General features: G+C 54.4%; 27 protein-coding genes. 5 read left to right on the top strand and 22 right to left on the bottom strand.

Features of this window, described 5'->3' with window-relative positions; genetic code table 11:
• Positions 1–48 precede the first annotated feature (48 nt).
• A complete protein-coding gene (locus B7994_RS01130; protein ID WP_144063694.1) occupies positions 49–834 on the top strand; it encodes a hypothetical protein in 786 nt (261 codons plus the stop codon).
• 100 nt (positions 835–934) lie between these two features.
• Here the strand turns inward: B7994_RS01130 and B7994_RS01125 are convergent, their stop codons facing one another.
• The 7 genes from B7994_RS01125 to B7994_RS01095 all read right to left on the bottom strand — a co-directional run bounded on the left by B7994_RS01125 (position 935) and on the right by B7994_RS01095 (position 7,275).
• Entirely contained in the window at positions 935–2,665 is a 1,731-nt protein-coding gene (locus tag B7994_RS01125; protein ID WP_088637196.1) for a maltotransferase domain-containing protein, read from the bottom strand.
• A gap of 97 nt (positions 2,666–2,762) precedes the next feature.
• Positions 2,763–3,707 (bottom strand): hypothetical protein, encoded by a 945-nt coding sequence (locus B7994_RS01120; RefSeq protein WP_088636643.1) that lies wholly within the window; start codon positions 3,705–3,707, stop codon positions 2,763–2,765.
• Positions 3,708–3,831: 124 nt separating this feature from the next.
• Positions 3,832–4,602 (bottom strand): DUF3108 domain-containing protein, encoded by a 771-nt coding sequence (locus tag B7994_RS01115; protein WP_233142916.1) that lies wholly within the window; start codon positions 4,600–4,602, stop codon positions 3,832–3,834.
• A gap of 26 nt (positions 4,603–4,628) precedes the next feature.
• The gene (gene purE, locus B7994_RS01110) at positions 4,629–5,102 is read right to left on the bottom strand and encodes a 5-(carboxyamino)imidazole ribonucleotide mutase (protein ID WP_088636641.1); all 474 of its coding nucleotides are present in this window, start codon (positions 5,100–5,102) and stop codon (positions 4,629–4,631) included.
• A gap of 11 nt (positions 5,103–5,113) precedes the next feature.
• Positions 5,114–6,406 carry a phosphoribosylamine--glycine ligase gene (purD, locus tag B7994_RS01105; protein WP_088636640.1) on the bottom strand — a complete coding sequence of 431 codons (1,293 nt, stop codon included), beginning with the start codon at positions 6,404–6,406 and terminating at the stop codon, positions 5,114–5,116.
• 50 nt (positions 6,407–6,456) lie between these two features.
• The gene (locus B7994_RS01100) at positions 6,457–6,792 is read right to left on the bottom strand and encodes a hypothetical protein (protein ID WP_088636639.1); all 336 of its coding nucleotides are present in this window, start codon (positions 6,790–6,792) and stop codon (positions 6,457–6,459) included.
• Positions 6,793–6,795: 3 nt separating this feature from the next.
• Complete coding sequence (locus B7994_RS01095) at positions 6,796–7,275, bottom strand: isoprenylcysteine carboxylmethyltransferase family protein (RefSeq protein ID WP_088636638.1); 480 nt, start codon at positions 7,273–7,275, stop codon at positions 6,796–6,798.
• 136 nt (positions 7,276–7,411) lie between these two features.
• Between B7994_RS01095 and B7994_RS01090 the strand changes: the two genes are divergently transcribed.
• Positions 7,412–7,657 (top strand): TIGR03905 family TSCPD domain-containing protein, encoded by a 246-nt coding sequence (locus B7994_RS01090; RefSeq protein ID WP_088636637.1) that lies wholly within the window; start codon positions 7,412–7,414, stop codon positions 7,655–7,657.
• 11 nt (positions 7,658–7,668) lie between these two features.
• On the opposite strand, the gene B7994_RS01085 is transcribed toward B7994_RS01090, so the two are convergent.
• The 6 genes from B7994_RS01085 to B7994_RS01060 all read right to left on the bottom strand — a co-directional run bounded on the left by B7994_RS01085 (position 7,669) and on the right by B7994_RS01060 (position 10,982).
• Positions 7,669–8,256: a zinc ribbon domain-containing protein gene (locus tag B7994_RS01085; RefSeq protein ID WP_088636636.1), complete on the bottom strand. Its 588-nt coding sequence runs from the start codon at positions 8,254–8,256 to the stop codon at positions 7,669–7,671.
• A gap of 11 nt (positions 8,257–8,267) precedes the next feature.
• Complete coding sequence (locus B7994_RS01080) at positions 8,268–8,900, bottom strand: GyrI-like domain-containing protein (RefSeq protein WP_088636635.1); 633 nt, start codon at positions 8,898–8,900, stop codon at positions 8,268–8,270.
• 1 nt (position 8,901) lies between these two features.
• Positions 8,902–9,195: a DUF3795 domain-containing protein gene (locus tag B7994_RS01075; protein WP_088636634.1), complete on the bottom strand. Its 294-nt coding sequence runs from the start codon at positions 9,193–9,195 to the stop codon at positions 8,902–8,904.
• Between the two features lie 82 nt (positions 9,196–9,277).
• Positions 9,278–9,901, bottom strand: a complete 624-nt coding sequence (locus tag B7994_RS01070; protein WP_088636633.1) for a CatA-like O-acetyltransferase, family 2 — start codon at positions 9,899–9,901, stop codon at positions 9,278–9,280.
• A gap of 6 nt (positions 9,902–9,907) precedes the next feature.
• Positions 9,908–10,459, bottom strand: coding sequence for a GNAT family N-acetyltransferase (locus B7994_RS01065; RefSeq protein WP_233142914.1), 552 nt, complete (start codon positions 10,457–10,459; stop codon positions 9,908–9,910).
• Between the two features lies 1 nt (position 10,460).
• Positions 10,461–10,982: a flavodoxin domain-containing protein gene (locus B7994_RS01060; protein WP_088636631.1), complete on the bottom strand. Its 522-nt coding sequence runs from the start codon at positions 10,980–10,982 to the stop codon at positions 10,461–10,463.
• Between the two features lie 67 nt (positions 10,983–11,049).
• Between B7994_RS01060 and B7994_RS01055 the strand changes: the two genes are divergently transcribed.
• The gene (locus B7994_RS01055) at positions 11,050–12,426 is read left to right on the top strand and encodes an MATE family efflux transporter (RefSeq protein ID WP_088636630.1); all 1,377 of its coding nucleotides are present in this window, start codon (positions 11,050–11,052) and stop codon (positions 12,424–12,426) included.
• Here B7994_RS01055 and rseP read toward each other — a convergent pair.
• From rseP to pyrH, 9 genes are all read right to left on the bottom strand, one after another.
• Positions 12,383–13,762 (bottom strand): RIP metalloprotease RseP, encoded by a 1,380-nt coding sequence (gene rseP, locus B7994_RS01050; RefSeq protein WP_233142913.1) that lies wholly within the window; start codon positions 13,760–13,762, stop codon positions 12,383–12,385. The two genes, B7994_RS01055 and rseP, sit on opposite strands and share 44 nt — an antisense overlap.
• A 111-nt stretch (positions 13,763–13,873) precedes the next feature.
• Entirely contained in the window at positions 13,874–15,835 is a 1,962-nt protein-coding gene (locus tag B7994_RS01045; RefSeq protein ID WP_088636628.1) for a glycoside hydrolase family 9 protein, read from the bottom strand.
• A gap of 118 nt (positions 15,836–15,953) precedes the next feature.
• Entirely contained in the window at positions 15,954–17,171 is a 1,218-nt protein-coding gene (locus tag B7994_RS01040; RefSeq protein ID WP_088636627.1) for an alpha/beta hydrolase, read from the bottom strand.
• A 163-nt stretch (positions 17,172–17,334) separates the two neighbouring features.
• Positions 17,335–18,480 carry a 1-deoxy-D-xylulose-5-phosphate reductoisomerase gene (locus B7994_RS01035; protein ID WP_088636626.1) on the bottom strand — a complete coding sequence of 382 codons (1,146 nt, stop codon included), beginning with the start codon at positions 18,478–18,480 and terminating at the stop codon, positions 17,335–17,337.
• Positions 18,481–18,491: 11 nt separating this feature from the next.
• Positions 18,492–18,866: a hypothetical protein gene (locus B7994_RS01030; protein ID WP_088636625.1), complete on the bottom strand. Its 375-nt coding sequence runs from the start codon at positions 18,864–18,866 to the stop codon at positions 18,492–18,494.
• A gap of 17 nt (positions 18,867–18,883) precedes the next feature.
• Positions 18,884–19,765, bottom strand: a complete 882-nt coding sequence (locus B7994_RS01025) for a phosphatidate cytidylyltransferase (protein ID WP_088636624.1) — start codon at positions 19,763–19,765, stop codon at positions 18,884–18,886.
• The gene (locus tag B7994_RS01020) at positions 19,758–20,468 is read right to left on the bottom strand and encodes an isoprenyl transferase (RefSeq protein ID WP_088636623.1); all 711 of its coding nucleotides are present in this window, start codon (positions 20,466–20,468) and stop codon (positions 19,758–19,760) included. The genes B7994_RS01025 and B7994_RS01020 overlap by 8 nt, the downstream gene beginning before the upstream one ends.
• A 12-nt stretch (positions 20,469–20,480) precedes the next feature.
• The gene (frr, locus tag B7994_RS01015; RefSeq protein WP_088636622.1) at positions 20,481–21,014 is read right to left on the bottom strand and encodes a ribosome recycling factor; all 534 of its coding nucleotides are present in this window, start codon (positions 21,012–21,014) and stop codon (positions 20,481–20,483) included.
• A gap of 74 nt (positions 21,015–21,088) precedes the next feature.
• On the bottom strand, positions 21,089–21,793 hold the full coding sequence (gene pyrH / locus B7994_RS01010) for a UMP kinase (RefSeq protein ID WP_088636621.1): 705 nt from the start codon (positions 21,791–21,793) through the stop codon (positions 21,089–21,091).
• A 138-nt stretch (positions 21,794–21,931) separates the two neighbouring features.
• On the opposite strand from pyrH, the gene B7994_RS01005 reads away from it, so the two are divergent.
• Positions 21,932–23,470 (top strand): M6 family metalloprotease domain-containing protein, encoded by a 1,539-nt coding sequence (locus tag B7994_RS01005; protein WP_088637195.1) that lies wholly within the window; start codon positions 21,932–21,934, stop codon positions 23,468–23,470.
• A 222-nt stretch (positions 23,471–23,692) separates the two neighbouring features.
• The gene (locus tag B7994_RS01000) at positions 23,693–24,574 is read left to right on the top strand and encodes an electron transfer flavoprotein subunit beta/FixA family protein (RefSeq protein WP_072807907.1); all 882 of its coding nucleotides are present in this window, start codon (positions 23,693–23,695) and stop codon (positions 24,572–24,574) included.
• Positions 24,575–24,576 lie beyond the last annotated feature (2 nt).

Genomic DNA, 24,576 nt, shown 5'->3' with positions numbered 1-24,576 from the left:
AGAACAACATATTCCTCCCCCAAAAGGGGAGCCACAATGGGATGAAAAATGAATACAAAGAAACCATTACTGCTGGCTGCAAGTATCGCTGCCCTTGCATTGACCGGGTGTATAGCCCCTTCAATGCAATCCATGGGATCGGCCCCGATGACGACGGCACACCAACCGAAGATCTCGCCGGCAGGCGAAAAGCAAATCGACCTTTCTGTCGACGCATTCGGCACAATCGGCTCTACCGGACTCAACGTGGAGCAGGTGAATGCAGGCGGTGGTGCAGCCACCATCGGGTTCCACCCTGCAAGCGCAATTTCCCCGCTGTTCGTGAGCGCATCGGTCGCAGGATATGCCGGTACGCTGCAGTTCGGCTGCAATGACACCCCGTGCAGCCGCACCTACAACGAATGGCTCGCAAGCGACGACGGAGACAAGGACTATACGTTCTGGAATATTCAGGAACGCATTCTCGCCGGTGCAGAGTTCAATATCGGTAGCCACCTGTTTCTGGGTGCTGCCGGCGGATTCCAGTTCTACCAAGGCGGCGGAGACTTCGAGAGCAAGCGTGACCGTCTAGAATCGCAGCATCTCGTCAAGAATGTCGACGGAAAGTTCGACTGGAGGCCCACCGCCTCTGCCTGGTTCGGGCCCCGCTTCGGCGAGAACGGGAGCGCAGGCGCCATATCTGTCGAATACGCCATCACGTTCGCCGAAAAGGTGAAGGAGTGGGACACCCAGCTGGGGATCTCGTACTTCCACCCGAGCGGATTCCACGGAGGCGTGTTCACGAACTCGAACGCTTCGTTCGTGGCCTCCCTCGGGAAAACATTCCTGTTCTAGAATTCCACTCATCATACGCAAAAAAGCCGCACGGAAACGTGTGGCTTTTCTCATATTAAAAATGTCATCGCAGGCATCGAAGATGCGTGGCGATTACCTACTAGATCTTCTTGAGCACGAGCAGGTGGCCAGGAGCCTTTGCCGGGTCAAGGCGCACAAAGTTGCGATTGCCGCGCCAGACGAAACTCTCGTCGGTAATCAGGTCCTTCAGGAAGAAGAATGAATCCGGCGCAAGTCCGAGCTTGCCCATGTCGAGTTCCACCATACCTTCCTGCGCGTTGTCCATGTCCATGTTGCATACGCACAAGATAACGTCATCGCCAGTCTTCTTGGAGTAGACCATCAGCTGATCGTTGGCGCAGTAGTGGAAGTCCAGGTTGTCGTATTCCTGCAAGGCGATATGTTCCTGTCGGGCGGTATTCACGCGGCGCACGAAATCCTGGATACCCGGGCCCTTCCAGTTGTGGACCTTGTACTGGTACTTCTCGCTGTCGGCGAGTTCTTCCTTGACCGGCGAGGGAATGTTCTCGCACAGCTCGTAGCCGTTGTACATGCCGGTGAGGCTAGAAAGCGTGCCGGCCAGGAAGTAGCGCTGCTTGAAGGCGTTCGGTCCCTTGTAAGCGAGGTACTTCGGGAAGATATCCGGAGTGGTCGGGAAGAAGATGCCGCGCATGTATTCCTTGGCATCGCTCTGCGTGAGTTCCTTCAGGTACTGCTCGAATTCCCACTTGGCGCTACGCCAGGCGAAATACGTGTAGCTCATGTCGAAGCCGGATTTTGCAAGGCGGTGCATCATCTTCGGGCGGGTGAAGGCCTCGGCGAGGAACACGAGTTCCGGGCGCTTTTCCTTCACGTCAGCGATGAGCCATTCCCAGAACGGGAACGGCTTGGTATGCGGGTTGTCGATGCGGAAGATTTCAATACCCTTGTCGGCCCAGAACAAGATAATATTCTCGATTTCCTGCCAGAGAGCCTTGTAGTTCTCGTTGTAGTAGTCGAACGGGTAGATATCCTCGTACTTCTTGGGCGGGTTTTCCGCAAACTTGATACTGCCGTCCGGTTCGTGGTAGAACCATTCCGGGTGGCTCTTCACGTACGGGTGGTCGGGGCTGCAGTTGAGAGCGATATCGAGCGCGAGGCGCAGGCCCTTTTCGCGGGCAGCCTTCGCAAAATGTTCGAATTCCTTCATGGTGCCAAGTTCCGGGTCCACGTCATAGTGGCCACCGTGCTTGTTGCCTACGGCATACGGGCATCCCGGTTCAAGCGGATTCCCCTTCTTGTCGGTCTTGGCATGCAGCGCGTTGTTTGCGCCCTTGCGGTTGGTGACACCGATCGGGTGGATAGGCACCAGGTAGACCGTATCGAATCCGAGGTCGGCAATGTAGTCGAGTTGCTTTTCGCAATCCTTCCAGGTCGCACTCTTCTTGGGGTCCGTTCCCTGGCTCTTCGGCCACATTTCGTACCATGTGCCGATGCGGCTGTAGGAGGGGTCCACGCGGAGCTTCATCACGGGGCTTTCCGTCGGGACATCCTTCGGTTCCTTTGTCCAGGCACAAATCTTGTATTCGTAGTAGCCAATGCTGTTGACCGTAAACGTACCTTCCCAGAGGTCGTTATCCACGAAATGCATGGGAGCCTTCTCCCACTTCTTCTTGCTCACGTGGCGATAGAAAATCGCGGCGTCGTACTTCTCGTGGCTGTGGCGGAAAATGTCCGCCTGGAGAGTCACGGAATCGCCCGGTTCGCGCTTGAGCATAAAACGGCCGCCCTCGATATTCGGGCGGATATTTTCAATAACGAGATTTTCTTTGAGGGTAGGGATGGTTGCCATAGTAGCCCAAAGATAGAAAGTCGGCGGGACAACGGCTCCCCAATACAAAAAAAACCGCAGGCACAGCCCACGGTTTTCAAACTTTCCCAAGTCCAGATTACCTGGAGCGGTTGCGTTCCTTCTCACGCTGGCGGCGGCGCTTTTCGGTATCGTCCGGGAAGAATTCCGGAAGCGCATAGCCGATAGCAATGCCGAAAACAATACCCGTCTTGCTCATGCCATCGGGATTGACCACGGACGAAATGATCTTAGAACTACCTTCGGACTGGTAGCGCAGGCTCGGGTTTTCTTCCGGAGTTTCCTTGCCCAGTTCGGGAGAGTAGTACATACCCACGGAGAACTGCAGGTAGTACCATTCGTTGGTCATGTAGGAGATAAGCACGTCGAACTGGTAGCCGTTAACCGTGATAAGCGGACGGACGCCGTCCTTCGGTTCCACGTTGTGGTCGTAGTATACCGTACCATAAGAGGCAGACACACCCAAGTGCAGCGGGTTCTTCGGGAAGAGGTAGTAGTTGATACCCACCTTGTAGCCGTAGCCTCCCTCGAGTTCAATACCTTCGAAGTCGTTGTCATCGCCCTTGGGAAGAAGACCGCCGGACGCGTAGACACCAAGGCCCCAGCGCGTGATGTATTCGGCGCCGAGACCAAAGCCCATACCCATGCCGGTTTCACCCATGAACGGGTAACGGGAACCCATACCGATCTGGAAAATCAGACGGTCCTTGAGCCAGTTACGACGGCGCAGGGAGTTGGCGTATTCATCCAGACGCTGCTCTTCTTCGAACTTCTTGCGGGCATCGAGGTCTGCTTTCTGGGCACCCGTAAGAGAGGGGTCCTCAGCCTCTTCGAAATCCTCATCGTCGTCGCCAGCAACACTTGCCTGAGACGATTCTTCGGAATCTGCCGATTCAAAACCGCTGTCATCAAATTCGTCTTCAACGGCAGCCTTGGGCGCAGGAGCAGCAGACTTAGCCTTGGGCTTGCCAGCCCATGCCATAAGACAGAGCACGCACAGCAACAAAATCACTTTTTTAAACATTAAAAGCCTCTGATTATAAAATCACCTTTGGAATATAAATTATTATCCGCTTTTTTTCCAAACACATTGTTGTAAAAGTTCCTTAATCTTGGCAAAAAAAGGCACTTTTAGGGAGATTTTCGACCTATTCCGCCTTGGTGAGCTTCGCCTTGATACTCCCCAACGCGATTTCGCATTGCATGAGCACCGGAATCCGGCGGTCATCGTCCGTGAGCCAGATGAAAATACGGCCCTTGGAGTTGAATATTCCGTCGCCGTCGAGCACCGGTTCCACCTTGACCGTATTCACGTTTCCGATAACCGTCTTGAGCGATTCCCGCCCGTGGACTAGCACCTTCAGTTCGTAACGCTTCTTGCCGCTCACCGCCGAAAAACGGGTCGTATCGCCGACCGTGAGGGGCATCGTGCGCACGTAGTAGAACGCCGACATAATGCTGTGCTCCATGCCCTGGATGGTGACCGCGGTATCGGCAGAGCGTTTGACCTTGCGGGTCTTCATGTCGGTGAACACCGTGTCGGAAAGCCAGGCCTTCTCGCCCTTGCGGTCGAAGCGGATGACGGAAGTATTGTGAAACTTGCCCTCGTGCAGCTGCTTGCGGAAGACCTCGGTCATGAGTCCCTTGTTGCGCACACGGGTATAGACCGTATCGTACACGGGGTAGATGCGCGTGATGGTGCTGTTGCCCTGCGCGAACGAGAGGAACTCCGTCTTGCCCTCCGGGAGGGGTTTCACTTCAAGCGTAGCCTCACCCGCGGTAATCGGGCCCCAACCGAGACTGAAGGTCAAGCGTTCGCCCTTCATCCACGGGGCCTTGACCTCCGGCAGGTTCGGTTCGCCCGCGAAGCAGAATGCGGCAAGGAACATCGCGAGCGCGACAATCCTTGCACCGGGCATGGTGTTCCTCCTAAACATCACGCAGACTAGCCCTCGATATCCCCGAGGCTCTTGCGGTAAGCGACGAGCTTCTCACGGACAGCCGGATCTGCGATGGCGACGATGTGGGCGGCGAGGTAACCGGCATTCTTGCCGTTGCCGATGCCGACTGTTGCCACCGGGATTCCCGGGGGCATCTGCACGATGGAGTGCAGGGCATCGACGCCGTTGAGCGGGCCGCCGGCGCAGGGCAGACCGATAACGGGAAGGATGGTGTGCCCTGCGAGCACGCCCGGGAGGGCTGCAGCGAGGCCAGCGACACCGATGAGGACCTGGAGGCCTCGCCCGGCGGCTTCGCGAGCATACTTCGCGGTGGCGTTCGGGGTGCGGTGTGCAGAGAGGATGTTGTATTCCCACACGATGCCGAAGCTGTCAAGCACGGCGGTGATTTTATCTACAGTTTCCTGGTCGGACTTGCTACCCGCAACGATACCGACCTTTGCATTTTCTTTCAAATCCATTTTGTTACCTCTTATTTCGCCATCTTGGCGAGACGGGCCAAGCCCTTCTTGCCGATGTCCTTGCGGTAGAACTTGCCTTCGAACTGAACCTTCTCGGCGGCTTCGTAAGCGATGTCGAGAGCGGCCTGGAGCGTTTCGCCATGGCCCACCACGCCGAACACGCGACCACCGTTCGTGACCAGCTTGCCATCGACCATCTTGGTACCGGCGTGGAGCACCTGGGCGCCGTTCTTTTCGGCTTCTTCGATACCCGTGACGACCTTGCCCTTTTCGTAGGAGCCCGGATAACCGGCGCTTGCGAGCACAACGATAGCGGAGCTGCCCTTCGGAGCCTTCGGGGCACCGAGCTTGGCGAGTTCGCCCTTTTCGGCAGCATCGAACAATGCGAGCACATCGCCGTCGTAGAGCGGGAGCACAATCTGGCATTCGGGGTCGCCGAGGCGGCAGTTGTATTCCACGACCTTCGGGCCCTTCGCAGTCACCATGATGCCCACGTAGAGCACGCCCGTGTAGGGCTTGCCTTCGGCGGCCATGCCCTTGAGGGTCGGTTCGATAATCGTCTTTTTCACCTCGTCGAGGAGAGCGTCCGTCACCACCGGAGCCGGGCTGTAGGCGCCCATTCCACCGGTGTTCGGGCCCTTGTCGTCGTCAAAGACGCGCTTGTGGTCCTGGGCAGAAGAGAGAATCACGTAGTCCTTGCCGTCGCAAACCACGAAGATGGAGGCTTCTTCGCCGTCCATGAATTCTTCAATCACGACCGTCTTGCCGGATTCGCCGAAGACGGCCTTGTCGCCGAGCATTTCTTCGACAGCGTCGTTCGCTTCCTTGTCGGTCATGCAGACGATGGCGCCCTTGCCCGCAGCGAGGCCCGACGCCTTCACCACGATCGGAGCCGGGTGTTCGGCAAGGAACTTCTTCGCGGAGGCGAGATCGGTGAAGGTCTCGAAGGCTGCCGTCGGCACGTTGTACTTCTTCATGATATCCTTGCTGAAGGCCTTGGAGCCTTCGAGCGCGGCAGCAGCCGCAGTCGGGCCGAATGCGCGAAGACCGCGACGGCGGAATTCATCCACCACGCCCGCGACCAGCGGAATTTCGGGGCCGATGACTGCGAGGTCAATATGCTCTGCTACGGCGAGGTCAGCGATTGCCTTCGGGTCGGCCACATCCACCGGCACGCACTTGCCGAGGTTTGCCATGCCCGGGTTGCCCGGAGCGCACACGAGAGTATCGCACAGCGGCGACTTCTTGACTGCAAGAGCGATGGCATGTTCACGACCACCACTACCAACGACGAGAATATTCATATAGCGTATCCTTTACTGTTACGGAAGGATAATTTAGAAAAATTTGCACATCAAAACGCCCAGTACATGCCTAGGGCCCCTAAAGCAGTTATACCTAGGCCACCACCAAGCATCGCACCTCCGTTATCGCCCCCGTCCTTGAGTTCCGCTGCCCCCATCACACCCCAGGAAAAACCAAAAATAACAAGCATAAACGAGATTACGCCCACAAAGGGTTTAAAGAAACTGAAATCAGCCTCCGATCTTTCATTATAGTCAAAATCGTCGGAGGTCATAGTGCCTTCATATTCCTGCATCGACAGAACCAGCGGAGGATTCAGCGACACTGCAAAAGAACTTGTCGCCACCAACGAAAGAGTCAAAAGGAATACTGCTAAAAACTTCATTTACTAAAACCTTCGTGAGTGTTTGCAATACTCTTCGTATTCTTCGCCGAAGTCGCGGCGGAGGCGTTTTTCTTCGCTCAGCACCTGCACCATCATGATGGCAAAGAAGGCGACAAATACAACGCACGATTGCCAAGTCCACAGCCACACGGCGGCACCCACGAGATAAACGAGGGTTCCTGTAAGCATCGGGTTGCGGTTAATCTTGTACGGACCTTCAATCATCAGATGCTGCGTACGCGGGGCCACTTCGTGGCCGAAAGCATCCATCGGGTTTCCTTTGCCACGATTGCGCATGTAGACGATAGTCCAAATACTCAGCACAAGGCCCACAAGCATCACGACAGGCGCCACAATGCAACGCCACGTATCGACCGGCCACAGCGTGGGCATGCCAGACGCAAGCCACATGATTGTCGGGATCAAGGCAACAAAAAGAACTCCGCCCAGCAAGTAACCAAAGAAATCTCTTATACGTTTCATAATTGTTCTCTCCTGATTTTGATATAACATAATTTAAAAAACACAGATGAATACAGGCTTATTTCCATCAGAACATTCTGCGCTTTTATCGGGAATCATTGTATATTTAAGGCAGACATTCAACCCCGAGACACGTATGGAAGAGACTTTCAAGACTAGAGGCGTTTGCGCGACGACAATCCAATTCACGCGCGACGGAGACAAAATCAGGAACATCCGCTTTACGGGCGGATGTAACGGCAACCTGAAGGCGATTGCGAAACTCTGCGAAGGCATGCGCGCCGAAGATATTGCGGCAAAGCTCTTGGGCAACACCTGCGGCGGGAAGCCGACTTCATGCGCCGACCAGCTCGCCCGCGCCGTTCTCGGGAAAGAAGCGTAATATCTTAAACATTACCGTTTCTTGAATACGACAATTTCGGCATCAGCTCCGTTTTTGCCGTATTCGCTCACGAGAATATAGCGTTCGTCGCAGGCGATTCCGAAGCAGCGGCCTTCGGCACCAATTTTTTCGACTTGGTTGCCCCAGTAGCTTGCGTTATCGTCCAGGAGCTTGACGGTGTTGCCGTTGATCTTGTATTCCTGATTGATGAACGAGCCCTGCAGCACAAAGAGGTTGTCGATTTTCGGCATGTCCTTGATATTAAGCGCGTTTACCTCTTCGATGAACTTCTGCTTCATGGGCGAGGTGGCATGCGGCAATTGGTCTGCCGGAAGTCGCCAGCGTTTGAGTGTCGGGAAGTACTTGCGCAGCTCCGCCTTGTATTCTTCGCGGGTGAGGCTCTTGCCTGTATTCTTGTTGAATTCATCAACGAACTGCGAGCAGAATTCGACCATCTGTTCCATATTGAAGTCGCCGGTGAAGGCACCGTCTTTATAGCAGTAGATGCAGTATTCTTCGCTCTTGCTGCCGTCGGCGTTGGTGCCCAAGATTTCCGGCGTGAGCGGCATTCCGCAGCTTTGACAAAATTTCATTTCCATAGGTCCTCCTTTTATTTCTTCTTTATCGGGTGGCGGATGACTGTTTTCAACTTTTCCGGGGCGACTTTGCGCGCGTCGGAGAGGTAAATCTCGTGATGACGCCTCGTGTCCGAGATGTCATTTTCGTAACCGTTGTCGGCGATAAACTTGTCCATTGCAGCGATTGACGCGGGTTCGTCGTCGTACGAGCCGGAATGCATGCACTGTACGCAAAGCCCTTCCTCGATTTCTAGAAATTCGACTTTCGAAAAGTCCATTTTCTTTTTGCGGGTCGCCTCGTCAACAGCCCAATCAAAATCGGCTTTGGTAACAAAGTCAGGGAGCCTGATGACAGAAATCCACTGGAAATTTTCCTTGTGGCTGTAATCGATTCCGTCAACGTCGTCCTGCCACCAGAATCCTTCAAGCGGTGGCACCACGTAATCAAAGTAACCTTCGATTTTGTGGTCACCCTTTTTACTCATCTTAATCGTGTATGCGATTCCGTACAGAAGTTCAATTGACTTCTTGTAGTCACCGCCTTCTTCATTCGGGTTGCCGCTACCACGGACAGCGATATAGTTCATCGCCGGAACGGTGACAATTTCCGGCTTGCCTTTCGGCATGTAGAATTCTTTGTATTCTTTCTTGAAGTCAAAGGGCATCTTATTTATTCCCTTTAAGACGGTTTACTCTTTCTTCCACACTCTTCATGAATTCTTCTTCAGTCATCTTCGGATCTCTCGTGCCGAGAATAATGTCGCACGGGAGTTTGTCGCATTCGCCGCAGGATTTATAGCCATTCTTCGTAACACAGCAGTGATAAATAGCGCATTCCTCGCCTTCGGGGCAATGGAAGACTTTGCCGCATGAGGCATTGCATCCCTGGCACATCTTTCCATAGCAATAGCATACGCTGCAATCGGAGCCGCAGCAGCTGATAATAGCATTATTCGTCATAATCGTTCTCCGCTTTTGCTCAAATGTACACTAATAAAAACGATTCGTCAAGGGATTCCGCAAAAAAAAATGTCACCGTTTTTTAGCGTAGGTCGTCAATGGCTTTTTGCAAGTTCGCGAGGAACTTCCCGGCGTGAGCTCCATCCATTTGCGTGTGGTGGAACTGGAACGAAACCGGCAATTCATAGCGGAAAAGTTTTCGCCTGAAACGGCCCCAAATCATAAACGGGTTGTTGAAAATGCCGGAATTCATGCCGACAGCGCCATCGATTTCGGTATCGATAATAGCCGACGTGCCGATGACCATGCTGTTCTCGGACAAGTCCCAATCCTCACAACTTTCCGCTACGATTTTTGTGTACTTGAGGTAATCGCGGTTGAATGTTGCCAAGTCCTCGGAAAACGGAATGTCGCAAGAACTGACTTCGCCTTTGCTGTTCTTGACGATTGTATTGACCGCAATGGAATCGTATTGCATCAACTTGCCGTTTACCGGAAGCATATAAAATTCCTTAACGCTCGCAGCCGCCTTGCCGATGCAGTAATCCATAAGCATGTTGAATTTCAGGCCGCGTTTCTTGCTGACCTTTACAAGCCTTGTGACGTTCAATGTTTTGAAGAATGTCACCATCGGATTCGGAGCTTGCATCCAAAGTTTGAACGCCATTGCTCTAGTGGTGCTTTTCGGATCGATTTCTTTTGCCATGATGAATTACTGTTTAATTGTTTTGTGGCTTGCTTCCAGTTTCATTACTCTTACGGGGCGGTCGGCACCCACGACAAGGCTTGGGCACAACGTTTCTTTGCCGGTATCGACGAACCCGCATTTTTCCATCACGCGGCCCGATGACGGATTGTCGAGAAAGTAGTCGCCCCAAAGAGTGGTAAAGCCTTTCACGCGAATGCAGTAGTCTACCACCAACTTCATCGCTTCGGTGCAAATTCCCTTTCCCCAATACGGGCGGGCAATCCAGTAGCCCACTTCGCATTCGGTTTCCGCAATTTTCAAGTTCGAAGCGGTTGACGGCAGATAGCCAACGCAACCGATGGCTTCATTCGTCTCTTTCCAGATGACGGCCCACATTCCTTCCCCGCTGAAAATGGTGCGGATGATTTCCTGGCTTTCTTCTACGGACTTGTGCGGAGGCCAACCTGCACGCGGCCCCACTTCCGGGTCGCTCGCATATTTGAACAACGCCGCGGCATCGCTTTCTTGCCAGTGGCGCAATATGAATCGTTCTGTTTCCATCACTTGGTGGCCCATTTTACAGCGCCTTGACAATCGGTTCCAGGGTATCGAGATTCACGAAGTCCACTTGCTTGCCGTAGGTGGCGATGAGGGCGCGGACTTCGGCGTTACGCTCCGCTTCGGGAATTTTCAAGACCTTTGAATACAGGAGCTTCATCATGATTCGATGCTTCAGGCCGAGTTTGGTGTAATCGATGGCGCCGCGAAGGTGGAAGATTTTGCTTTCGTCGTAATGCGATGCGGGAACCTGCTTCTTGATGCAGCCCCTGATATGGTTGACGTTTTCGGCATCGGTCGGATCGGCGAGACCGACGGTCGCAACAAACAGTTCCTGATTTGCAGAGAGGCCGCAAACCGTTTTCTTGAGGCCCATGACGCCACCTGCGCAGAGGGCGCCCAGATAGACGACGCGGTCATAATCGGCAACGTTCTTCACGTCGGTGTAGAAAACGGCCTTGAGCCCCGCGATTTCAGCGAGGCGTTCGGCGTAGCGTTTTGTCGAGCCATAACGGCTCCCGTAGATGATAATAGAGTTCATCGAAATACAATCCTTTCTGTTCCCACAATTTAAAAAACTAAATTTACGCCCGTTTTCAAGGTACTGCATGACGGCGGCAAAGACGAACATAGATATGCTGAACGGGCCCCTCGGGAGAAAAATCCTGAGGTTTGCCATCCCTATTGCCCTGAGCAGCATTTTCCAGCAGATGTTCAACCTGGCAGATGTCGCCGTAGTGGGGCAGTTCGCGGGCGACAAGGCACTGGCGGCCGTCGGCGCGAACACGTTCGTCATCAACATGCTCATCAACCTGTTCGTCGGGATTTCCGTAGGCGCGAACGTAGTGGTGGCCAATTCCATCGGCGCGCGCAGTTACCGCTCCGTAACCCGCAGTGTCCACACGTCGGTGATGATAGCGTTCTTTAGCGGGATATTGCTCTCGTTTGTAGGCATCTTTTTTGCAAGGCCGATTCTCGAACTGATTTCAACGCCAGCCGACATCCTGGACTTGGCGGTGCGCTACCTGCAAATCTACTTTGCCGGGATGCCCTTCGTGATGATCTACAACTTTGTCGCAGCCATTCTGCGCAGCAAGGGCGATACAAAGCGGCCGCTTTACGTGCTCATGGTGGCGGGAGCCGTGAACGTGGCGCTAAACTTGATTCTAGTAGCTGGCTTTGACATGGGCGTATCGGGCGTAGCCATTGCAACCGTCATCGCCAACGTCATCAGCGGAATCACCTTGTTCTACATGCTCATGCACGAGGTGGGTCCCTTCAAGCTGGAATTCTGGAAGTTGCGCGTGACGCCCTTCTTCCTGAGCCGCATATTGCGCGTGGGAATCCCGACGGGACTCCGCGGCGTCGTATTCTCGTTCAGCAACGTGTGCCTGCAATCGGCTATCAACAGCCTGGGCTCCGCGACAGTGGCAGCATCGTCCATCGCCCTCAATTACGAATTCGTCGTATATTACTGGCTAAGTTCGTTCTCGCAGGCTTGCGTGACCTTCGTGGGGCAAAACTTCGGGGCAAAAAATATGGAACGTTGCCGCCGCACGGTCCGTTGGGCTCTCTTGCTCGGGTGTTCGTCCACCATCGTGTTGAGCGCGCTCTGCTGTATTTTCGCAAGGCCCATGCTGAGCGTATTCACGTCTAATAACGATATCATCGAAATCGCGACCATCCGCATGTACGTAGTGGTCGGGCTCCTCGCCATCAACGTCTTCCTGGACGTATTTTCGGGTGCACTTTCTGGAATGGGCAAGTCGCTACCGCCAGCTCTCACCTGCATGGCAGGCGTTTGCGGCATCCGCATCCTCTGGGTGATTTTTGTGTTCCCCAGGTACAACTCGTTCGCCTCACTGATGGTCGTCTACCCCATCAGCTGGGTCATCACGATTGCGGTTATCATGGGAATATATTTCTACAATATTAAGCGTTTCACTTCAGGAACAGCGAAAGCTTGCCGAAGTCAAGAATCGTGATGAACACGAAGAAGCTGATGAAGAATGCTGCAGCGACGTTCTGAATAATGCTCTGCGTCTTGGTGGAAAGTGGCTTGCCGCGCAGCTTCTCGATTCCGAGGAACATCAAAAGGCCGCCGTCGGTAATCGCGAGCGGGAGCAGGTTCATCACGCCCAAGTTGATGCTGATAAGGGCAAGCAGCATCAGGAATTCCTGGAAACCGCTCATCCAGACGTTGCCCATCACGGCGACAATGGAGACCGGACCCGAGAACGCATCGACCTTCACCTGGCCCTGGAACATGCGCTTGAAGTAACGGAAAATACTCGTCGTCATTTTCCAGCTGGTGGCGCACGTCTTGGTGAACGCTTCCACTGGGCCACGGCGTACAATCTTCGTTTCGCGGAAGAGCACGTAGCCCATCTGGATGCCGACCATGTAACGCTTGTATTCCTCGTTGAATACAGGAGTAAGCGGCTTGGTAAGAGTGTCACCATTGCGGATGACGGTCACGTTGACGGTTTCGCCCTTGCTTCCGTCGATAATGCGCACGACTTCCTCATAGCGGGAAATGTGCTCGCCGTTGATTTCAAAAATCGTATCGTTCTGGAGGATTCCCGCATTCGCCGCGGCGGAACCTTCTACAGGCGGAACGCGCACAATGACGCGGTTGCGCGGGTAAATGCCAATGTCGCCAATGCCCATCGCGATTTCGGAACCGGTGGAATCCTGCGCCGGTATTACAAGTTCTTCGGGAACGACAGTAAGCGTCAGCGGTTCACCGCCGCGATGCACCGTGAGGGGAACGCTAGCACCGAGGCTCACGCCTATCTGCTCGCGGAAATCGTCCCAGCCCTGCGTCGGCTTACCGTTCATTTCGGTAATGGTATCGCCCGGCTGGATGCCTGCCGCTGCCGCCGGAGAATCCTTCCCAACAAAGCCCACGATGAGCTCGTTCGTCGCAGGTTCCTGCACTCCCACCATGTAGAGCACCATCAAAAGTACGAACGCAAACACGATATTGATGAACGGGCCCGCGAAAGCAATCGCCGCGCGAGCGCCCACGGACTTCGCCACGAAATCACGTTCGTCAGGGACCTCGCCCTCCTCGAGCGTGTCCGGATTCTCGCCCGCCATGGCCACATATCCACCGAAAGGAATTGCCGAAATGCAGTATTCCGTCTCGCCACGCCTGTAGCGGATTAACTTCTTGCCGAAACCGATGCTGAACGTGTTCACCTTGACGTTGTTCCACTTCGCGACCAGAAAATGGCCGAGCTCGTGAATCGTCACAAGAAAGCTGAGCGCCACTAGGCCCAGCACAAACATCAGTACATTACTAAAAATACTTTCCATCAAGGGACAATGTAGTAAAAAACAAAGATCCCCGGCAGGTCCTATCGCCACTGCGTGGCTCCAGGATGACAGGGGATGACATTACAGAGAAGTCAGGGATGACAATGCGGATTAGTGCAGTCTGTTACCGCGGAGGTCGTAGCGCTTGCCGCTTTTCTCGACAAACAGCTTGTGACCATCCATGCGGAGCTTGGGGCTAGCGTCTTTGCCCGAGTCGGCCTCGTACCCGAAATCACGTATGGCAGTCGTAGACGAACTGCTCGTGGGCACAATTGTCGAGCTAGAGCTCGACTGCGGAACGACGCTGGAACTAGAACTGAACTGCGGTGGGTTCCCCTGCGAAGAACTGGATGACGTTGCCGTATTCTTCCTTGCGACACCTTCCACCGCAAACGAGGGTGCATACCCGGCATTAATCGCCTCGAGCGCACCAGCCAAGTAGGCGAGCGGGGCGTTCCAGTTGATAGCCACCTCGTTCGTTGCGAAACTGCACTGCTGATCGGTATAATCCTTCGCCACATGTCCCGTCCTATAGTCGGCACACTTCCATTCGGCAGCGGAACCAACGTCATCGCCGCCAGAGTGCGGGCCACCCACAAGCATGCCGGGAATCGGTTCAGTTACGTTGTCCGAAGTACTCGGACGGTGATGCGGGTGCATCGGGGACTTGGAGCCATAACCCGTCACGAACGACATGTCAAGCGGGTTCTTGCCGAGCAGGTAATCGAACGCCTTCAAGGCTGCCGTATAATACTTTTCGTTGCCGGTGAGGTAGTAGGCATGCAGCAGCCAAACGCCCTGATTTGCGGCAGACGAATTGGAGCCCCAGTTAAAATCACCCTTTGCCATCGTCACGCCGAATCCCGACTTGGCGCGATCTACGAAACCGTCGGCCGTAGAGAGGATATTCTGCTTGGCTTCGCCTGCATCGTTAAATACGGACGCATGCGTTGCCTTGCCGTAAGTTGCAATTCCATCCATTCCGCCCCACCACGAGACATACGGCGAAGTGCCCGACTGCTTGTAAGATGCATCGCCCGTGGTAATCGCAAGTTCCGTACCCGCAAAAAGTTTCTCGTCGGTAGCATCGGAACCCTCGTAAGCGCCCGTCGAGACGTCAGAAGGATTCGCCTTAAAGTGCACGTTCATGTTATTCGAGCCCCAGGAGTAGGCCTTCTTCGCCGCTTCTAGGCACTTGCTCGCATAACTCGCATCAAACGGCTTATACACGCGCGAAGCCAAGGCCATCACGCCAGCAAAGTCAAAAGCGGCCTCGGCGCTCTTGCCGATAACGTAAAGCTTCAGGTTATCCTGCGCGGGCATCACGTCGCCCGGGAACCCGAGCGATGTCAGTTTGTGGTAAACGGTGCCGTCAGACGCCTGCATGGTGAGCATCCAGTCTAGATTCCACTTGATTTCGGCGAGCAGGTCCGGGAGGCTGCCCTCAGCAGGGATATTCCACTTGGCCATCTTGAAAAAGTCCGGGAAATGTTCGTAAAGCGAGAGGAGCGTGTAGGTGGTAATGCCCGAATTCACGATATAGCGGCCGTAGTCGCCGGCATCGTACCAGCCCTTGGTCGAATTGATGGTGCCCGAACCCGCAGAATTGTGAAGTTCAACCGTCGCGTTCGTGTGGCCCGCCGCACGGCTCCACTGCCCCGCATAACTGGATTCCAACGCCATCGATGCACGCTGGTAGTAGAACCACTTGATGGCCGCCTTGTAGACATCGGCGAAGGTGTTGTTCTTGACCACCAGATCCTGGCGGAGTACCTGCCCGCCCACCTTGATGGAATACTTGCCCTCGGCAGTCAGTTTAGAGATATCTACAAGCTGAACATTCTGGCCGCTTGGATCCCAGTAAGATGCAGCGCTTGGAGTCACCGTAAGCACGGTCTGGCCCGATGCGTTTACAATCTCGACATTGCCAGAGGCATCGACCAGCGAAATTTCCTTGGGGTCGGAAGGGCGGAACCCAACCTGGTTTATGTAGGCATTTGCAGCAAAAGCCGCCGATGTACCGGCGGCAACGATTGCGAAAAGCGCAATCCGCTTGATATCATTCTTTTCCAAAACTGTCCTCTCTTGCGCAAGAAAGTTCCATGCACCAGAGATTAATATAAAGAATAGCGGCCCACGCAGGACCGCCAATTAGCAAAAATTATACTAAAGTGTATCAAGTGTATCCGTGCTAGCGCTTCACGATACGGAACATCTTGCGTTCACCCGTGTTGTACTTCGACACCACGTAGTAGACGCCCGGCCTGAGCGCTTGCTTGTTGAGCACGGAAGAGCGCGAGACCAAGGTACCGTCAAGCGAATACACCGAGTAAGAAACCGGCGCAAGCATGGGTACGCGCATTGAGTGAATTGCGATGGACTGCGTATCAGGCGGCAACGTATCCGTCTTGGACGTATCAGTCACGCTCGTATCCTGCTTGCTTGTATCCGGCGGGACTACGGCGGCAGCGGCCTTGGCCTCGCGAGCCTTATCCAAGAAGGCGACCGCCTTGTTCAGGTTTTCGGTTGCGTACATCACGTTGCCGCCATGCTCACCGTTCGGCACCGTGTCCAATTCCACCACCACATTGTGATGCTTGAGAGAGTCGTAAAGTTCCTTGCTCTGTTCGATGTTCACAACCTGGTCTTTAGTTCCGTGGAAAATGATAACCGGCGGATCGTCGTCGCTCGCATAGTACGGCGAACTTGCGACCATCCATTTGTCCTTGTTGCCCTCGCGTTCCACACCAATGAAGGCGCCTTCCATTGTACCGGAACCGCCAATGCTGATGGGATTCATCGTGTAGATGTCGGTCGGAGGAGACCAGAGAACGGCTCCATCGACGCAGCTGCTGAACGACGTGAATTCACCGAGATTGCCGACCAAATCAACGGTCACCGAGCCAGACTTGCCCTCTTTCAAACCGCAAGTCGTCGCCACAAGGCTCGAAAGGTGACCACCCGAAGAAAACCCGGAAACGGCCACAAAATTCGTGTCGAACTTGTACTTGGCCGCATTGCCACGGACAAAGCGCACCACGGCCTTGATGTCGTGCAACTGCGCCGGATATATGGCATCGCTTGCCGAACGATGGTTCGGAGTCACGACGGCATAGCCCGCCTTGGCATAAGCCGCACAGATAGTGCTCAAGTCCGCGGAGCCTTTCATGTTGTTCATGCTCCAGGCGCTGCCGTAAGTATGGATGACCACCGGATATGAATCCTTCGCTTCCTTGGGAATGTAAATGTCCAGCGTATGGTAAGTTTTTCCGTCGCCAGCGTAGTTCACGTCGGCCGTCTTGTCGGCATCCGGCACACTGCCGCCACCTTGAGGGCCACCGAAACCGCCAAATTGGGCGAACGCCGTCGCCGCGGCCAACAGGCACGAGGCCAAAATTATTTTCTTCATAACCTAGCTCCTTAAAACACCCCATCCAGAGGGGGTATATAAAATTTATCCATAAAAAAGACCTCTTGTCAAACTCGGAGCCAGCAAACGTTGTAAACAAATACAACCCTATTGCCATTTTTAGGCAATAGGGCCAAGAAAGTGTTTTTCAACGATTGTAAAATTACTTTATCAGCGCTTCGGTGAGCCTGCGGGCCTCGGCGTCAGCCTCAAGCACCTGGTCGAGCGTCAGGTGGCCGGTCACGTTCGGGGCTCCCGCCATGATGGTTTCCACATGGCGCGGGATGTCGGTGAACTTGAGGTTGCCCTTGAGGAAGGCGTCAACGAGAACCTCGTTCGCGGCGTTCATCATCGAGGGGACGATACCGCCACGGCGGCCCGCCTCGAACGCGAGGGCGAGGCAACGGAACTTGTTGAAGTCCGGCTCGAAGAAGGTAAGTTTCGCGAGCGTCGGCAGGTCGAGGCGCTTGGTCTCGAGCGGCAGGCGGTCGGGCCACGTGAGCGCCACCTGGATAGGAATGCGCATGTCGGGCGCGCCGAGCTGAGCCATGAGGGAACCATCGCGGAACTGCACCAGCGAATGCACCATCGACTGCGGGTGAACGACCACCTTGATCTGCTCGTACGGAATGTGAAACAAAAAGTGTGCTTCGAGCACTTCGAGACCCTTGTTCATCATCGAGGCAGAATCGATGGTAATCTTCTTGCCCATGCTCCACACCGGATGGTTCAAAGCATCGGCCACGGTTATCTGCTCGAACTTCTCAATAGGCCATTCGCGGAAAGGTCCGCCGGAAGCCGTAATCTCGAGGAATTCCACTTCCTTTTCGGGGCGGCCGGAAAGGCACTGGAAAATGGCGCTGTGCTCGGAATCGATCGGCGTAATGAACGACTTCGGGTTTTCCGCAAGCTTGTCCCAGATGACGGGACCCGCCATGACCATCGTCTCCTTGTTCGCAAGCGCCACATGCTTGCCGTGCTCGATGGCGGTAATGGTCGGGAGGCAGCCCACCGCACCCATCAGGGCGTTGATAATGATGTCAGCCTTCGGGTCGGCAGCAAGTTCGCACAGGCCTTCCATGCCGGCAAGCACCTTCATGCCAAGTTCTTTTTCAAGTTCCTTCGCGGCGTTCGGGTCGAACATGCATACGCGTTCCACCTTGAACTTGCGCACGATTTCGGCCACCTTCGCGACACTGCTGTTTGCGGCAACCGCATACAGATTGAAGATGTCGGAATGCTGCAAGATGACATCTACGCTAGAAGTTCCGATAGAACCGGTTGCTCCGAGAAGAACGACATTTTTCATTTCCTAAACCTCTACATTTCCTGATAGGACAGGCATTCTTTCATAACTTTATTAAAGAACTCGTCACGATTCACGCCCGTGTAAGTCGTATCGTCTTTGTCCATGTGATACGAGTTCATGTAGGCCTTGTAGTCAACCGTGCTCTCGTCGATCCACGTGTAGACATCGATGTAATTCCATGTAGAATACTTGTACTTCCAGACATTGTCTTCTTTTTCAAAGTTACAGCCGGCTTCCAGTTTGCCATCATCCTTCTTGCCTTTACCGCCGTTGTCGGGATCGGTAGTACCATTACCGGAAGTGGGATTGGAATCGTCATCGCCACACGCCGTAAAACCGAGGGCAGCCACCAAAGCGAAAGCCCCAATAATAAACTTGAGTTTCATAATTTCCCCTTAAATTGCTAAGCTATGTTCTTGAGAAAATCCAGAAGCAGGTAGAGTGCGGGAGCCGCGAGGAAGAAGGAGTCGCAGCGGTCGAGCACGCCACCATGCCCCACGAACAGGTTACCCGAATCCTTCGTACCGCTCCAACGCTTGAGGGCACTCATCAAGAGGTCGCCTGCCTGGCCCGCGACAGTGAGCAGCACGCCAATCGCAATGGCAATACCCCAGTTGAAGTCGATATTGAAGCTGGAGAGAGCCGCGCTGCACTTGACCCAGTAGGCCACCCACGCGATAGTCGCGATGGAACCGGCAATGCTACCTTCCCAAGTCTTCTTGGGGCTGATGCTCGGAGCAAACGGGTGCCTCCCGAAGGGGCCCTTGCCTGCCGCAAACTTGCCGAAGAAGTACGCCACCGTGTCGCAGAGCCACATGGAGGTCATCACGAGGATAAACGGATAGCAGTGTTCGAAGCCCTGGCCGTTACCCATCATGAGAGCGTTCATGCCACCCCAGAGACCAATGTACAGGGGAGCGCCGAGCTGCATCACGAGCCAGGGGAACAGGTGGTCGATTTCCACCTTCGCATAGGCAATACCGATATAGATTGCAAAGATTACAAGGAACGTCATGCCGACTACATACGGAACAGCGGGGAGTCCGAAGTAGTCGCCCTTCGAAAGCGCCCAGGCCAGCGTCAACGCGAGGGACGATGCAAAGGAGAGGTACCGCATGTCGGGACCCTTGTACATCTTGGATGCCATGCCCGCCCATTCCCAGGCACCTACGCCCGCCAGGAAGCACATCAGCCCGATACGGCTGTAGTCGCAGAACCACAGCAGGAAAAACACTATCGGTATGGCGATAAACGCCGTTATCAAACGCTGAGCCAGATTACTCATGCAACACCTTCCCAAATCTCCGTTCCCGTGTCTTGAAAAACTCGACAGCCTTCATGAACTCTTCCTGAGTGAAGTCGGGCCACAGCGTGTCCGTCACGTAGAACTCGCTGTAGGCAGCCTGCCAGAGGAGGTAGTTCGAAAGTCTAAATTCACCGCCCGTACGGATAACGAGATCCGGGTCGGGCGCACCCTTCAAATACAAGTTCCTTGCGAACAGGTTTTCGTCGATATCCTCGACCTTGAGCGTTCCTGCAGCCACCTGGGCCGCAATGGACTTCGTTGCATCCACAATCTCTTGCCTACCACCATAGGAAATGGCAAGGTTCAGTTGCATACCCGTATTGTTTGCGGTCATGTCGATTGCGGACTGCAGACTTGCGCGCGGTTTTTCGGGCAGTCGGTCCATGTTCCCGATAACCTTGAGCTTTACGTTCTTTTCCATGAGGTCGGGGATTTCCTTCACCACCATCTCGATGAGGAGATTCATCAGGTAATCCACCTCCTTGCTCGGGCGGCCCCAGTTTTCGGAACTGAACACATAGAGAGTCATGTGCTCGAGCTTAAGGTTTACGCCAACCTCCACCGCGTCGATAGTCGCCTGGGTCCCCTTACGGTGGCCCAGAAAACGTTCGAGCCCGCGGCTCCTAGCCCAACGGCCATTACCATCCATGATAATGGCCACATGTCGAAGTTCGTTACCCACGCAAGCCCCGAACTACACCTTGAGGATGTCCGCTTCCTTCTCGGCGAGAAGGGCGTCAATCTGCGCGATAGCCTTGTCGGTCGCCTTCTGGATTTCGTCCTGCTGCTTCTTGACTTCGTCTTCGGGCAGGTCCTTGTTCTTCTTGATGGCATCATTGGCATCGCGGCGGATGTTACGGATGGCCACACGGCCTTCTTCAGCATGCTTGCGCACGATCTTCGCAAGTTCCTGGCGGCGTTCGGTCGTGAGAATCGGGAGCGACACGCGGATGCAGTTGCCGTCCTTCATCGGGGTAAGGCCGATATTCGCAGCGAGAATAGCCTTCTCGATCGGGTCCACCATGGTCTTTTCCCACGGGGTCACGAGGAGCATGCGCGGTTCGGGCACAGAAACCTTTGCCACCTGCGAAATCGGGGTCGGAGTGCCGTAGTAGTCAACGCGCACGTCGTTCAGGATTGCAGGGGTCGCCTTGCCGGCGCGGACCTTCGCAAATTCACGTTCGGTGGCCTCGATGGCCTTGTCCATTTTTTCGTTATAATCTGCCATAATAACTTTCAGGTTACAGGTTTTAGGTTGCGGCGCTTGGCGCCATTATTCTGAAATAAATATAAGTAAAAACACTAGCAGTGGACCAGCGTGCCGAGGTCGCCTTCGATAGCGGCACGCGTGAGGTTGCCCTTTTCCATCTTGAACACGAAGATGGGCATGTCGTTTTCCATGCAGAGGGCAACGGCTGCCGTATCCATCACCTTAAGACCGCGGGAAATGACTTCCTTGTAGCTGATGTCGTCGAAGCGGGTTGCCGTCGGGTCCTTGACCGGGTCGGCCGTATAGATGCCATCGACCTTGGTAGCCTTCATGATGACGTCACATTCGCTTTCGATGGCGCGAAGGGCGGCGCAGCTGTCCGTTGTAAAGAACGGGTTACCCGTACCGGCGGAGAAGATGACCACAGAACCAGCGGAAAGGAGTTTGAGGGCCTTGCGGCGGTCGAAGAACTCACAGACCGGTTCCATGCGGATGGCAGACATCACCACAGAGTCAATACCCTGCTTATCGAGGGCGTCCTGCATGGCAAGGCCGTTCATCACGGTGCCGAGCATGCCCATGGCATCGCCCTGGGCGCGATTCATGCCGCCTGCGGAGGCGGAAATACCGCGAACAAGGTTACCACCACCAATTACGAGCGCGACCTGCACGCCCTGCTTGACGATGGAGGCAATTTCGCTCGCCATGTCGGAAAGTATAACGTTATCGATACCGTGGCCCTTTTCGCCTGCGAGGGCTTCGCCACTGAGTTTCAGGAGAATGCGTTTAAATTTCATGACGGAAAATGTAATAAAATGCGACTTGCTCGGAGGTCGTTTACACACCTTCAACACAAAAACTGCATACCGGGGCGCCTATCGTCCCCAAAAGAATATATAATTAGAGAAGGTTTATTTTCGGTAATGGGATTGGTCATGAAAAACAGGATTTCACTCTTCTGCCTTGCGCTATTTGCGCTTCACTCGGCACTCTTCGCCGACATCGTGTATCAAGGAAAAAGGGTCGCCGCATGGCCCGATGAGGCTACACCCACGTTCGACAACTCCCGTGGGCTGTTAAAGGCCATCGCGACACAGGAAAAAAGCCACTACGCCGCACCCAAGGGTAAAATATATAGTCTTACCCTGCTCGTGGACTTTACAGACAAAGTAGCGCCAGTCACCATCAACGAAGTCGAGGACTGGCTCAACAAGGAAGGCTTCAACAGGGATGGCTGTAACGGTTCCGTGCGCGACTACTACCTCGACGTCTCCAACGGGCAGCTGGACCTCACCAACGAAGTCTACGGCTGGTACCGTGCGAAGCACCCTAAATCCTGGTACGAAGGTTTGCAAGGGTACTCGGGATCGGATTCCCTCATGAAAGAGGTTTTTGACTACTTCGATCCGCAAGTCGATTTTTCACGCTACGACAACGACAAGGACGGCACCACCGAAGCCATAAATATTGTCTATGCCGGAGCCGGAGAAGTATGGGGTCAGGGACTGTGGCCGCATTCCGGATGGTCATCGGAAAGAAGGGATGGCGTCAAGCTGACGCACCACCAGATGACGGACATGCCGGGCACATTTTCGATATACGTATTCGTACACGAAAGCGGGCACATGATCTTCGGCTGGCCCGACCTCTATTGGTACGGGGACTATTGCACCATGGGCAATAGACCGAGCGACAAGAACCCCGTCGCCATCAATGACTTCTACCGCGCGGACCAGGGCTGGATTCCGTTTGTGGACATTACAAGCGAAGACGTAAACAACGCAACTGTTCTTGAAGTTTCCAAGCCCGGCGAATTCTGCTACCGCTACAAGAACCCCGAAAGGCCTGAAAAAGAAGGGCTCGTCTGGTCGTACGTGCAAAATACGGGCCGAAACAAGGTCCTCAAAGGCAGTGGGCTCCTGATGCAGCATTACGATTTTTCCATTGATGGGAATTCCGCCTCGGACAAACTCGGCTTGAGAATCGTACATGCGAGTTCTCAGGGCAAGTCAAGCGACATCGAGCCCAACCAGTGGCCGGATCCTGGAAGCACGGCGAACACGTTCTTCAAGAGCGGAACCTATTCTGGATTTTCGGACGACGCCTACCCCGCTATCCGTTGGTACAGCGGTTCCAAGACAGGACTCAAAATCACAGACATCGGGACACCTGGAGAAACGCTCACGTTCTGCATCGGTGAAAACTGCTCCGACCCGGTTTCAAGCTCGTCTAGCGAACCGGAACAGTTCTCGTCAAGTTCTGTGGCCCCAGAAACATCGTCTAGTTCCAGCGCACCGGAAATTTCCAGCAGTTCCAGCAGCACGGCCCGCATTATCATTTCGAACATCGAAAAAAATGGGAATGGCAAGCCCGGGAACAGGATTTTTAACGTGCTCGGCCAGCCCGTAGGGGCGCGCAACGCCAACGGCACCCTCCCCGACCTGCCCAAGGGTATTTACGTGGAAATAAAATAGCGGAAGTATAATATAGGATAAAATTATTTTCAGCCAGTCCAAATTTACGGATTGGCTTTTATTGTGCATACTCAAAAGAAGTTTATTACAAAAAAGTGTCAATTTTCTTATGCAGAGATGACGTAGGAAAGACCGCAACTCGAGGTCGGGGCGGAGCACCCGATAATTTCTATCTTGTACACAGCAAAACATTAAACGTAAATTCAACACTATAAGGATATAATGAGTCTTAAAATCGTTGTGCTTGCTAAGCAAGTACCTGATACACGAAACGTGGGCCCCGATGCCATGACGGAGCAGGGAACCATCAATCGTGCCGCATTGCCCGCGGTCTTCAACCCCGAAGACCTGAACGCCCTGGAGCAAGCCCTTCGTTTGAAGGACCAGTTCCCGGGTTCCACCATCTCTGTGCTGACGATGGGTCTCCCGAAGTCTGCCGAAGTCGTCCGCGAAGCTCTGTACCGCGGTGCCGACGAGGGTTTCGTGGTGACGGACCGCCCGCTCGGTGGTGCAGACACTCTCGCCACGAGCTACACGCTCGCCCAGGCCGTCAAGAAGATTGGCGACTACGACATCATTCTCGGTGGCCGCCAGGCTATCGACGGCGATACCGCACAGGTCGGTCCGCAGATTGCAGAAAAGCTCGGCCTCACCCAGGTGACCTACGCCGAAGAAATCCTCTCCCTCGACGAAAAGGCCCGCAAGGTCGTGATCCGCCGCCACATCGACGGTGGCGTGGAAACGGTGGAAGCACCGCTCCCGCTGGTCGTGACCGTGAACGGAAGTGCGGCCCCGTGCCGTCCGCGCAACGCAAAGCGCCTCATGAAGTTCAAGAACGCAACTGTGGTTGCCGAACGCAAGCCGGAAGATGCCGAAAAGTACGAAGCCCTCATCGCGAAGAAGCCCTACCTGAACATTCCGCAGTGGGGTGCCGCCGACATCGACGCAGACCCTGCCCAGATCGGTAAGGCCGGTTCGCCGACGAACGTGAAGGCTGTCAAGAACATCGTGTTCAAGGCGAAGGAAAGCCGCACGCTCACCGCAAGCGACGCCGACGTCGAAGGACTTATCAAGGAACTTTTAGACGGGAAGATTATTGGCTAGCC

The organism is Fibrobacter sp. UWR2 (genome assembly GCF_002210285.1).
GTDB lineage: Bacteria > Fibrobacterota > Fibrobacteria > Fibrobacterales > Fibrobacteraceae > Fibrobacter.
This window is presented reverse-complemented; position numbering and strand designations above follow the sequence as displayed.